Source organism: Sporosarcina sp. P12(2017) (assembly GCF_002743035.1).
GTDB classification, from domain to species: Bacteria; Bacillota; Bacilli; order Bacillales_A; family Planococcaceae; genus Sporosarcina; species Sporosarcina ureae.
The window spans coordinates 100,997-111,415 of record NZ_PDYL01000012.1; the positions used below are offsets into that span (position 1 = coordinate 100,997).

At 37.6% G+C, this 10,419-nt stretch carries 10 protein-coding genes, 16 tRNA genes and 1 rRNA gene; 3 read left to right on the forward strand and 24 right to left on the reverse strand.

The window, feature by feature from the left end:
* Window positions 1-338: 338 nt before the first annotated feature.
* The 7 genes from CSV80_RS17355 to CSV80_RS11360 all read right to left on the reverse strand — a co-directional run bounded on the left by CSV80_RS17355 (window position 339) and on the right by CSV80_RS11360 (window position 6,124).
* Entirely contained in the window at window positions 339-503 is a 165-nt protein-coding gene (locus CSV80_RS17355; protein WP_143560486.1) for a DUF3951 domain-containing protein, read from the reverse strand.
* A gap of 150 nt (window positions 504-653) precedes the next feature.
* Window positions 654-953, reverse strand: coding sequence for a hypothetical protein (locus tag CSV80_RS11335; RefSeq protein ID WP_099670971.1), 300 nt, complete (start codon window positions 951-953; stop codon window positions 654-656).
* A 718-nt stretch (window positions 954-1,671) separates the two neighbouring features.
* A complete protein-coding gene (locus CSV80_RS11340; protein ID WP_099670972.1) occupies window positions 1,672-2,319 on the reverse strand; it encodes a MarR family transcriptional regulator in 648 nt (215 codons plus the stop codon).
* Between the two features lie 7 nt (window positions 2,320-2,326).
* Window positions 2,327-4,543 carry an SF1B family DNA helicase RecD2 gene (gene recD2, locus CSV80_RS11345; protein WP_009499465.1) on the reverse strand — a complete coding sequence of 739 codons (2,217 nt, stop codon included), beginning with the start codon at window positions 4,541-4,543 and terminating at the stop codon, window positions 2,327-2,329.
* Complete coding sequence (locus tag CSV80_RS11350) at window positions 4,540-5,469, reverse strand: transcription termination/antitermination NusG family protein (protein ID WP_009499464.1); 930 nt, start codon at window positions 5,467-5,469, stop codon at window positions 4,540-4,542. The genes recD2 and CSV80_RS11350 overlap by 4 nt, the downstream gene beginning before the upstream one ends.
* 79 nt (window positions 5,470-5,548) lie before the next feature.
* A complete protein-coding gene (locus CSV80_RS11355; RefSeq protein WP_009499463.1) occupies window positions 5,549-5,869 on the reverse strand; it encodes a DUF771 domain-containing protein in 321 nt (106 codons plus the stop codon).
* 54 nt (window positions 5,870-5,923) lie between these two features.
* Window positions 5,924-6,124, reverse strand: coding sequence for a helix-turn-helix domain-containing protein (locus tag CSV80_RS11360; RefSeq protein ID WP_009499462.1), 201 nt, complete (start codon window positions 6,122-6,124; stop codon window positions 5,924-5,926).
* Window positions 6,125-6,295: 171 nt separating this feature from the next.
* Between CSV80_RS11360 and CSV80_RS18105 the strand changes: the two genes are divergently transcribed.
* The 3 genes from CSV80_RS18105 to CSV80_RS11375 all read left to right on the forward strand — a co-directional run bounded on the left by CSV80_RS18105 (window position 6,296) and on the right by CSV80_RS11375 (window position 8,407).
* Entirely contained in the window at window positions 6,296-6,649 is a 354-nt protein-coding gene (locus tag CSV80_RS18105) for a helix-turn-helix domain-containing protein (RefSeq protein WP_009499460.1), read from the forward strand.
* Window positions 6,650-6,761: 112 nt separating this feature from the next.
* Window positions 6,762-7,238: an ImmA/IrrE family metallo-endopeptidase gene (locus tag CSV80_RS11370; RefSeq protein WP_099670973.1), complete on the forward strand. Its 477-nt coding sequence runs from the start codon at window positions 6,762-6,764 to the stop codon at window positions 7,236-7,238.
* A 56-nt stretch (window positions 7,239-7,294) separates the two neighbouring features.
* Complete coding sequence (locus CSV80_RS11375; protein WP_099670974.1) at window positions 7,295-8,407, forward strand: site-specific integrase; 1,113 nt, start codon at window positions 7,295-7,297, stop codon at window positions 8,405-8,407.
* A gap of 148 nt (window positions 8,408-8,555) precedes the next feature.
* Here the strand turns inward: CSV80_RS11375 and CSV80_RS11380 are convergent.
* The 17 genes from CSV80_RS11380 to rrf all read right to left on the reverse strand — a co-directional run bounded on the left by CSV80_RS11380 (window position 8,556) and on the right by rrf (window position 10,216).
* Window positions 8,556-8,636 (reverse strand) — tRNA-Leu (locus CSV80_RS11380).
* A 28-nt stretch (window positions 8,637-8,664) separates the two neighbouring features.
* A tRNA-Cys gene (locus tag CSV80_RS11385) sits at window positions 8,665-8,735 on the reverse strand.
* Window positions 8,736-8,742: 7 nt separating this feature from the next.
* Window positions 8,743-8,817 (reverse strand) — tRNA-Gly (locus CSV80_RS11390).
* Window positions 8,818-8,825: 8 nt separating this feature from the next.
* A tRNA-Gln gene (locus CSV80_RS11395) sits at window positions 8,826-8,897 on the reverse strand.
* 4 nt (window positions 8,898-8,901) lie between these two features.
* Window positions 8,902-8,977 (reverse strand) — tRNA-His (locus CSV80_RS11400).
* 51 nt (window positions 8,978-9,028) lie between these two features.
* Window positions 9,029-9,104: transfer RNA gene (locus tag CSV80_RS11405), tRNA-His, on the reverse strand.
* Window positions 9,105-9,128: 24 nt separating this feature from the next.
* Window positions 9,129-9,199: transfer RNA gene (locus CSV80_RS11410), tRNA-Trp, on the reverse strand.
* Window positions 9,200-9,202: 3 nt separating this feature from the next.
* A tRNA-Tyr gene (locus CSV80_RS11415) sits at window positions 9,203-9,287 on the reverse strand.
* 8 nt (window positions 9,288-9,295) lie between these two features.
* Window positions 9,296-9,368, reverse strand: a tRNA-Thr gene (locus CSV80_RS11420).
* A 7-nt stretch (window positions 9,369-9,375) separates the two neighbouring features.
* Window positions 9,376-9,451, reverse strand: a tRNA-Phe gene (locus CSV80_RS11425).
* 48 nt (window positions 9,452-9,499) lie between these two features.
* A tRNA-Asp gene (locus CSV80_RS11430) sits at window positions 9,500-9,575 on the reverse strand.
* A gap of 1 nt (window position 9,576) precedes the next feature.
* A tRNA-Met gene (locus tag CSV80_RS11435) sits at window positions 9,577-9,651 on the reverse strand.
* A gap of 18 nt (window positions 9,652-9,669) precedes the next feature.
* Window positions 9,670-9,745, reverse strand: a tRNA-Val gene (locus CSV80_RS11440).
* A gap of 44 nt (window positions 9,746-9,789) precedes the next feature.
* Window positions 9,790-9,864, reverse strand: a tRNA-Glu gene (locus tag CSV80_RS11445).
* 22 nt (window positions 9,865-9,886) lie between these two features.
* Window positions 9,887-9,978 (reverse strand) — tRNA-Ser (locus CSV80_RS11450).
* Window positions 9,979-9,983: 5 nt separating this feature from the next.
* Window positions 9,984-10,058: transfer RNA gene (locus CSV80_RS11455), tRNA-Asn, on the reverse strand.
* A gap of 42 nt (window positions 10,059-10,100) precedes the next feature.
* Window positions 10,101-10,216 (reverse strand): 5S ribosomal RNA (gene rrf, locus CSV80_RS11460).
* Between the last annotated feature and the right edge of the window lie 203 nt (window positions 10,217-10,419).

The following is a 10,419-nucleotide window of genomic DNA, read 5'->3' on the forward strand; positions in this document are numbered from 1 at the left end:
TTTGGCCCAATTCAGGCACAGTACTTCTTCCACAACTGCACCCGTTTATGGATTTTCTTTTCTGTCTTTATCCTTTATTGCCTTTATAGTCTCAGGGATACCGACAAAGACTATTATTCCACCTATCATTGTTAAAAAGGTGTCTAGGTTTATTACTTTCATTAAAAAAAGCAAAAACATAACAGCAAGTACAAATATTCGCTAGTAAAAGAGTGATTTCTTCTTCATCGAAACACCCCCATTTCTCTGCAAAATGGCCTGATTGCGGTATAGACACAATCGCTTATAAAGCAAACGCACCTTTTAACGGAAGATAAAACACTTTTTTCTCAGTGTATTTACTGATGATTTTGCTTATCTTCATCCTTAATCCCACGGGTAGCATCATCAAACGGTGTATACATATTATTAACTTTCTTTTTTCTAATAACAACATTATATACAGCTAATATTATTAACCCTAAAGCCATTATTCCTGCTATAAGAACTATAATGCTTATCAAATATGAAAACCTCCATTTCCCGTATTAATACCATTAGAATTAACTCTCATTTTAGAATTTTAAACTTTTACAATCTTGCACTATTACTGAAAAAGGCACAATTCTTCGTCAAGAATCGCACCCTATTAATGAATCACAGATAGCAAGGTATTACAGTGTATAAATTATATAAATTCCCCATACAAGTAACACGCAATATATTATGAGGAACATAATATCTATGATATTCTTTTGTTCATTATAAATGTAAATTTTACTGACAATATAAATAATACCACCGATAATACCTATGGCTGCCAAAGTACCACCAATAATATAATTTTGTGTAGCCTGAAAATAGGCTAATAAGGTAATATAAAATATACCAAGTGTTTTTTTAGTTTTAGAGTATTGTTTTCCATTAAAAATAATTTCTTTTATTGCTACGTGGTTACCTAACTCTTTATACATACCTTTACACCTCTTACTCGTTTATACTGGCCCGATTGTTGAACTTCAAGAACTTTTTTAATACTCAATATCATTATAGCAAAGATACCCCAAAAAACCTTTCGAAAAAGGAAAAGTATTCCAAATTTGATGTAATTGAATCGTTACTTCAACTTTTATACCACTCAACTGAACGGGTTTGATTCACATAAATATTCACTATAATAAATTTGGATCATGGCGGTGAACGCGTTAAAACATGGGCTGAATAATTGAAGAGCTGAAATAGCAGACATCGCGATCCTTCTCTTTTTTTTCAGCCCAGGTTTTAATTCGTTCCAATTTCTATTTCCAAAACTACTGCAAAATAATAAGGTTTGCAATCTTTTATAAAACATAATGACATATCATACGCTTTAAATTACAACTACTTTCCTCCGAACTTTACGCTCAAGATACAGGTGAAAATTCTAGTATGGCAGTTGTATATATAAGAGTGAGATAGAGAGACTTTCTGAAATTCCCAAAAAACCCTTTCACAACAACGTTTACACAGACTTTTCCGTGTAGAGATTTATCTACACATGTGTCGATATTTTTCGACACCCCTTTTTCATATTAATCCCTTCAATATGCGCATAGAAGGTGTAGATTTTTTTCGACACCCTCTAAAAGAAGTGTTGAAACTCTATATAAATCAACAATAATGGGTGACGTATTTTCTCGACACCTCGCTAATTCATTTCAGTTTTTTGAATTCCAAATAACTTTTCCTGCTATACAACCTTCCGAACTCTTCTCCATTTTTTATCCATAACTTCCAGGAAAGCAACGCCTTTTTTCTTTCCAATTTATCAAATTCGATAACCAATTTTGATAATGTAGCATTTATTCTATTTCGATCTCCGGCGTAAATAATTTCGGGATTCATAAATAATGGTCTTCGCGTAACGCTTCTTTTATGTTCCTTAATCTCTTGTGAATCTACGAGTTCAAATAATATTCCTTTTACTAAAAGACTTTGGATTGTTGCACTAATTCCTGTTCGATCACGATTTAAATACTTTGCAATTTCTGAGACTGTCATAAATTGTCCAGTTTCTCTATCGGTAATGCCATTTGAATGTAGTTGGACCAACGGCATCAATGAAAAAAGAAAACCTAACTCTGCATTTGTCAGGAATTCTTTCCTGATAAGCACATCGAGGTTTTCTTGAATTGTTTGAACAAATAATGCCTTGTTCTTATTTTTCAACTTGTAAAGAGCGTAACCTTGCTCATTCGCTTTCTGTTCTTCTCTTGCGACAGCAGCTACATCAACTAACTTCTCACCGTCACGAAGTCTAGCATGCTTCTCTGCTGTTTCTAAAGCGTTCTGCATGTCCATTTCTATATCACCCCCTCTCACCGCTTGCATTGCGCGTACTGAATCGGTTGTTATTTTCGGTATACGAGGTGATACGATTTGATAAGCCGCTGTTTCTTTCTCTCAATTTATTATTTCTTATAGCAATCTCCATCGCTTTTTCTGTACCAATCAAAACGATTCTTTCTTTTGCCCTAGTCATGCCTGTATACATTAAATTCCGAGCCAACATAATGTAGTGACTTGTCGTAGCAGGGATTATGACAATAGGTGCTTCACCGCCTTGTGATTTGTGAATCGTGATTGCGTAACCTAATTCTAATTCTTTGGTTTCGCTTTTTTCGTATGATACTTTTATTCCCATGAAATCACATGTCATTTTCTCAACGGTCTCACTATTTTCATTTACTTCTTTCGAAATTTTAGTAATCACACCAATATCGCCATTAAAAACGCCTTTAGATTGATTATTTTTAATTTGAATAACTTTATCACCGAGTCTGAATAGATTTTTTCCTATCTTCCATTCATTTTTGGTCGAGTCGGCAGGGTTTAAAGCGTCTCTCAACTGATCATTCAATGCAATTGTTCCAGCAGGTCCCTTTTTCATGGGACTTAAAATCAAAATGTCCGATATGGAATAACCTAATTCTTGAAAACGTAAAGCACTTCTTACAATATAGTCTGCGATTCGTTTTGGATCTTCTTGATGAATAAAATAAAAATCACCTTTATCACTATCGATAAGAAGTGATTTACCTTGGTTAACCCTATGAGCATTACTTATGATTTGACTTTCTTGTGCTTGTCTAAATACTTCTGTAAGAGCCACTGTTGATAATCCCGACTGAATCATGTCGCTTAGAACGTTTCCCGGATTAACTGATGGCAATTGATCCGTGTCACCTACAAAGAGAATTCTCGTATCATTTTCAAGTGCATCCATTAGTAAACTGGCTAACTGAACATCCACCATCGACATTTCATCAACGACTAACAAATCGCAAGAAAGTTTATCTTGCCAATTGTAGGTAGGAATTTCCCCTTGCTGATACCCAATGAGCCTATGGATTGTAGATGCGTCATGTCCAGCTACTTCTGACAATTGTCTACTCGCCTTTCCAGTCGGGGCCGCTAAGCATATAATCAATTCTGGATACAACTCTTTATATATATCGATCATGGCACGTATAACGGTTGTCTTACCGGTTCCAGGACCACCAGTGAGTATTAACATCTGTTCTTCAAATAACCGCCTAATCGCATCACGTTGCTTCTCAGCTAGGATGATTCCCTGCTTCTTTTGATAGTTGGTTATCTGTTTTTCTAACGAAGGCAATGCTACGCCATCCCGAGAACCCTTCATTTCTGAAAGTTTCCGAGCTAACCTGTCTTCATATGTGAATAAAAACTTTGGGTAAACGCAATTGTCTTCAATAACGATATGTTTCTCTTCTAAACGGTAAATACTTTGTGCTAATTCATCCATCGAAACTTTGTTCTCTTCAATCGTATTATGATTTAATGCACGTGAAGCTTCCGCAAGTAGAATTTCTTCCAACACATAACAATGGCCTGAACTGAAGCATGTTTCTTTTAGTACATAGTTCACACAAGCATCAATGCGGTATCCTGATAAGGGTGATATACCAATCTTTTGAGCAATTTCATCAGCCTTTAAGAACCCTATCAAGTTTAATTCTGTTAGCTTATATGGATTTTCTGTAACAACTGCTACCGTATTAGACTCGTATTCTTTATACAGCCGCATCGCCATACGAGCGGATATTCCGAATACAAGTAGTTCCGAAATGATTTTCTGTACCTCAAACGTAGACCTAACACTTTCTACAATGTTACTAGCGCGTTTCTCACCGATACCTTTAATCCCTTGTAAACTCGCTTCGCCTTGTTCACTGATTATCATCAGAGCGTCTTCACCCAACTTTTCAGCAATGACCACTGACTGTTTCGGCCCACATCCCTTTATTAGGGGCGATGCTAGGAATGCAATCACTTGATCTTTTGTTTGCGGAATCGGCCTTTCCCAAAACTCTACGACAAACTGTTTCCCAAACTGCGTGTGATTTTCCCATGTCCCACGAACCTTTACTTCTTCACCTTTATTTACCCCATAAATGCTTCCTTTAATTGTGAGTTCCTCATTATCCGTTTGCAATTTAGCAATCAGAAAATCCTCATTTCTATAAAGAACCTTTACAACTATTCCAATGAATTCATTCATTCCAAACTCACCATCTTATCGTCTCTATATAATATGGATCTAAAGCGTTTAAGAAATGCAAAAGAACTTTGGGCTGGGATAAGGTTTTGTTTTTCAATATCATTATAAAGAGCCAAGAATAAATCCATAGGCATCACTACTGTTTGACGTTTACGACGAATAAACGCTTTACATCGTTCTACGTTTCTCATAATTGGGTTAGAGGAATCAATGTCATTTTTCATTTCATTTACAGAATCAACAACTTTAGTTGCAATAATATCAATTTTTTCGAGTAAAACTTTTTCTTCAACAGTACCAACTACTTGATTCGCTTCATGCAGGATTTCGTTTCTTGCTTCAACAAATGCATCACTTGATAGAATTTCTTCAAATTGCATTTCCACCTCTGGTGTAATATCTACCTGTTGGAAGAATGCATCGATTTCTTCTTGTGGAACATTGTACTTACTTGGAATTCCTGTTACGTTAGGCACTGATTTTACTAAGTGCCATAAATTATCCGGGAAGTAATAAAAATCTACGTTTAATTCTACTAAAATATATCCGCTAATTACGCTACTAATTTTCTTCGTATTCTTTCGAACTTCTCTCAAGTCTTTGGAGAGTTCACGAATGCTGTCTTTGTAGGTTTCAAGCAAGGCAAGAGAATTGGCATCTTTGTATTCTTTCAGTTTGTCGCAAGCGATGCGAAGGTTGTTTAAACCTGCTTGAATTCTCTTTACATACAAGTGTTCAGAAATATCATTTGTGTTTAACTCGGAAAGATCTACAGCAGTATTGTCATCACGAATAATTTCTGTGAATGTTTCCATTGCATAGATAGCTTTAACCATTGAATCGCCTGCTCTATTCAAAACAGTATTTAACATCTCTTTCACTTCAATTTCCGCTCCGCTACGAACCTGAACTACAAAGTAAGTCATGTCTCTTCATCCTTTCTTAATTTCTGCGTTTGTAATGTGAATTGCATGTCAACTACTTAATGATTTTTTCTTATCACGGTTACTTGAAAAATCTATGAAAGTTTTTATCCAGAAAAGCTGACATCTTTGATGCTTGAAAAGACCAAGTCTGACCTTTCCCTTTTGGATAATAAACATAGCCCCCATTCTCGCTATCAAGCTCTTTTCGGAATTGCTGCCGAAAGAGAATATTTTCTTTCAACCATTCGTGTTTTTTGCCTGTGCGATGTTCTAGTTCTTTCATGTTCCAATACACACCACTTAGTTCTAGTTTTCTTAGCTCTTCTAGTTCCACCTTTCTAATTAATACAGAATCTTGTGGAATTGGAATTGTAAGATTGACTGACAGTTGCTGTACCATAATGATTCACCTCACTTTTAATTTTAAGTTCAACATTATAAACTTTACGTTGAATCAATCTTCAAAAAAAATAGCAACAGGTACTTTTAATTGTTTTGCAATTACTTCTAATTCAGCTGTAGTAATTGGTCGTTGCCCTCTTTCCTTCATGCTGTAAGATTGTACTGTAATGCTAAGTGTCTCTGCGATAACTGATTGAGTTAAATTTAATTCCTTCCGGATAAACCTGAGCTTCTCATTTACTGACCTTGTCATTTATTCACCACCCAAACCTTCATTCAACGTAAAGTTTAATTTGTATTCTCACCTTATTCAACTTTACGTTTATTGTCAAGTGTTTATTAAACTTTTAGTTGAAAAGACTTAACTTTACGTTGAGTTAGGGTATAATTACTTATAGATAAGTAAAATGAAAATGGTGATCATATGAGTTTGGGCTTTCGCTTAAAAAAGGAAAGAGAAAAAAGAAGTTGGTCACAAGTAGAAGTAGCTAATAAAGTCGGTATTACCAATGCTGTGTTATCGAACTATGAAAGAGATTATCGTGACCCTGATACAGAGACATTAAAAAAGTTAGCGGATCTTTATGATGTTTCAACAGACTTCCTTCTAGGTCGCACAGAAAACTCTGCGCTCATAAATAAGGATGAAGAGGAATTCCAAAAGGCTATTTCCGATCCCGATTTAAAACGTTGGTACTCAGAATTACCTAACTCTAACGAGGAAGACTTACAAAAGTTGAGAAAAATGTGGGAAATCATTAAAAATAAGGACAAATGAAACATCTTTTAAAATATGAGTTAATAACCCTATCTTTTTATTTAAGATAGGGTATTATTATAACTTATACACGAACATACATTCTAAATATCGAAAAGGTGTTGAATTAAATTTGAAAACATCATATCTATCTTCATTAGAAGAAAAAGTTTGTTCGATTTATCATTCACTAAAAATCTCTGAACCATCACAAATTTACCATGTTAATCTTATCGAAGATGTCTCTACAATGCTGAAAATAAAAATTTATTACTTTGATGAACCAAGTGAAGCAAATAATTTAGGAGGCGATTATAGAATCTTTTTAAATGAAAATCAATCTAAACAAGTCATTTGGCAAGACTTCGCATACGAATTGGCTCATATCTTGCGTTATGAAGGCTATCATTGGTCGATGAACAAGCCGTTCCAGGAATATCAGGAATGGCAGGCAGAACAATTTGCACTCCACTTCTGCATTCCAACATTCATGTTGAACCATTTAGAGTTACCACAACTTAAAAGCGAAGCAATTGGTTTTGTTGCAGCTCTATTCAATGTTGAATATACTTTTGCAGAAACAAGATTGGATAAATGGTTACTGAATTAGAGTTTTCCTTATTTGGATAAACAATAAAACACTTTAATTGAAGGGGTAGTATAATCATGGCGTCATTTCAAAAGCGAGGAAAAACTTGGCAGTATATAGTTAGTAATAAAGGAAACCAAATTAGAAAAGGTGGTTTCCGAACAAAAAAAGAAGCACAAGTGGCTGCTGGAGAAGTCGAAGCAAATTTACTCAGAGGGATTGTTTCTAATTTAAAAGAAGAGCCTTTTGCTTGGTACTTCAAAGAGTGGATCGATTTATATAAAAAGAATATAAAAGGTCAAACTAAATATCATTATGGTCGGTCTCTAGAAATAGTAGAAGAATACTTTAAAGATACCCCTTTACAAAAAATCACACGGCAAGATTATCAAGGGTTCATTAATGACTACGGCAGCACACGCAGTAAAGAAACTGTAGAGAAACTAAATTATCATTGCAGGGCTTGTATACGTGATGCTGTAGAAGATATGATTATTCCTTTTGACTTTACAAGGAAAGTTACATTGACGTGGAAAATTCAAGCAAAGCGATCAGAAGAAAAACACCTTAGCTATTACGAAAGCAAGGCCCTTTTTAAAGAAGTTGTCAATCGGTTAGATAAGGGGTTGGGATATTATATTTTACTCCTTGCGCTATCTACCGGTATGCGCTTCGGTGAAATGGTGGGACTGACAAGGAAGGATTTCAATTTCGAGGACAGTACAATTAACATTGAAAAGACTTGGGGCTATGCAAAGAATTCGCCTGAAGGATTTGGTCCAACAAAAAATGATGAGTCTATACGTGTTATTAAAGTTAATAAATTTACTATGGATACTTTTGAACAGCTATTTATCACGACTCCCACAAATAACTTTGATCTTGTTTTCTATAGTCAAGCCTCAAAATATAAAGTGATCAGTAATGCCAATGTAAATAAATTATTAAACAAAGTACTAGATGATTTAAAAATTAAAAAATTAAATTTGCACGGCTTACGTCACACACATGCAAGTGTGCTTCTATATGGTGGTGAATCCAACCAAAAGGTTTCTATGAACTATGTAAGCGAACGACTTGGACATAAGGATGTAGAGACAACTTGGAAGACCTATTCGCACATCTTAGATGAGATGAGAGAAAAAGATGAAGAAGAAACAATTTCGATCTTTGAGAACATGTTTGTGTAATCCTTGTGCATAATTTGTGCACAAAGTTTTCAAAACCTATCGTTTTCTATCGTATTCATCAAAAAGAAAAAGCATCTACAAACGCTGTGTTATCAACGTTTGTAGATGCTTTAGCTTTTACTCAACTTAACCGGAAAAGTCCAGGAGATACCCGAGGCCGGACTTGAACCGGCACGCCTCGCGGCATCGCATTTTGAGTGCGACGTGTCTGCCATTCCACCACTCGGGCACGTGTAAAGTAATTATATAAAATTATAAGGCGGCAACCGGAATCGAACCGGTGGTAAGGGTGTTGCAGACCCGTGCCTTACCGCTTGGCTATGCCGCCAACATAGTGGAGCGGAAGACGGGATTCGAACCCGCGACCCCGACCTTGGCAAGGTCGTATTCTACCACTGAACTACTTCCGCAAAACTGACTGGGGTAGCTGGATTCGAACCAACGAGTGACGGAGTCAAAGTCCGTTGCCTTACCGCTTGGCTATACCCCATTAATGGGGCGGACGAGGGGTATCGAACCCCCGAATGTCGGAATCACAATCCGATGCGTTAACCACTTCGCCACGCCCGCCATGTTATGATCACTTACAGTATAGTAATGAGTGTTAATGCTTTTAAAATATGGGGCGGACGAGGGGTATCGAACCCCCGAATGTCGGAATCACAATCCGATGCGTTAACCACTTCGCCACGACCGCCAAAATAATTATTTTTAAAAAATACAGGGGCAGTAGGAATCGAACCCACACCAAAGGTTTTGGAGACCTCTATTCTACCGTTGAACTATGCCCCTAAATGGTGGTGGGGGACGGATTCGAACCGCCGAACCCGGAGGGAGCGGATTTACAGTCCGCCGCGTTTAGCCACTTCGCTACCCCACCAGTAAGGATGCCGGCGAAAGGACTTGAACCCTCAACCTACTGATTACAAGTCAGTTGCTCTACCAATTGAGCTACACCGGCATATAAATGGTGGCTCAGGACGGAATCGAACCGCCGACACAAGGATTTTCAGTCCTTTGCTCTACCGACTGAGCTACTGAGCCACATTTGTTATTTTCCATAAAGACGCTCTTCAAAGCGTATGTATAAAATGGCGGTCCCGACGGGAATCGAACCCGCGATCTCCTGCGTGACAGGCAGGCATGTTAACCGCTACACCACGGGACCTTGGTTGCGGGGACAGGATTTGAACCTGTGACCTTTGGGTTATGAGCCCAACGAGCTACCACTGCTCCACCCCGCGATAATACTATAAAATAAATGGTGGAGGATGACGGGCTCGAACCGCCGACCCCCTGCTTGTAAGGCAGGTGCTCTCCCAGCTGAGCTAATCCTCCTGGGTTATATTGCGATATAATTCGCATGAAAAATTTTTAAAAAATGGTGACCCCTACGGGATTCGAACCCGTGATACCGCCGTGAAAGGGCGGTGTCTTAACCGCTTGACCAAGGGGCCATATATAATGAAAGCGTACATCTGGCGGAGAGCAAGGGATTCGAACCCTTGAGGCAGCGCAAACCGCCTACACGATTTCCAATCGTGCTCCTTCGGCCACTCGGACAGCTCTCCAATAATGGCTCCGCAGGTAAGACTCGAACTTACGACCGATCGGTTAACAGCCGATTGCTCTACCACTGAGCTACTGCGGAATAATGTAATGTGGTTATACTGTTTTTATAACTTGTCAAACAGACCAGCGATGTCCTACTCTCACAGGGGGAAACCCCCAACTACCATCGGCGCTAAAGAGCTTAACTTCCGTGTTCGGTATGGGAACGGGTGTGACCTCTTTGCCATCATCACTGAACTGTTTTCAAAGCCATGATTATTATATCAAACTGAGCGAGAATGTCAATCCTTTTTACAAAAGATTTTATTCACTCAAAACTGAATAAAAGACATTGGTGTAGTTCAAGTAACTACTTTTTAAAATAGGTTAAGTCCTCGATCGATTAGTATCTGTCAGCTACATACGTCGCCGTACTTACACCCCAGACCTATCCACCTCAT

What these genes read in the sequence shown, in the direction of transcription:
- CSV80_RS11340 (WP_099670972.1), bottom strand. Translation starts at nt 2,319, where the DNA reads ATGGACATGCAGAACGCTTTAGAAACAGCAGAGAAGCATGCTAGACTT.
- recD2 (WP_009499465.1), bottom strand. Translation starts at nt 4,543, where the DNA reads ATGAATGAATTCATTGGAATAGTTGTAAAGGTTCTTTATAGAAATGAG.
- CSV80_RS11350 (WP_009499464.1), bottom strand. Translation starts at nt 5,469, where the DNA reads ATGACTTACTTTGTAGTTCAGGTTCGTAGCGGAGCGGAAATTGAAGTG.
- CSV80_RS11355 (WP_009499463.1), bottom strand. Translation starts at nt 5,869, where the DNA reads ATGGTACAGCAACTGTCAGTCAATCTTACAATTCCAATTCCACAAGAT.
- CSV80_RS11360 (WP_009499462.1), bottom strand. Translation starts at nt 6,124, where the DNA reads ATGACAAGGTCAGTAAATGAGAAGCTCAGGTTTATCCGGAAGGAATTA.
- CSV80_RS11375 (WP_099670974.1), top strand. Translation starts at nt 7,295, where the DNA reads ATGGCGTCATTTCAAAAGCGAGGAAAAACTTGGCAGTATATAGTTAGT.
- CSV80_RS11335 (WP_099670971.1), bottom strand. Translation starts at nt 953, where the DNA reads ATGTATAAAGAGTTAGGTAACCACGTAGCAATAAAAGAAATTATTTTT.
- CSV80_RS18105 (WP_009499460.1), top strand. Translation starts at nt 6,296, where the DNA reads ATGAGTTTGGGCTTTCGCTTAAAAAAGGAAAGAGAAAAAAGAAGTTGG.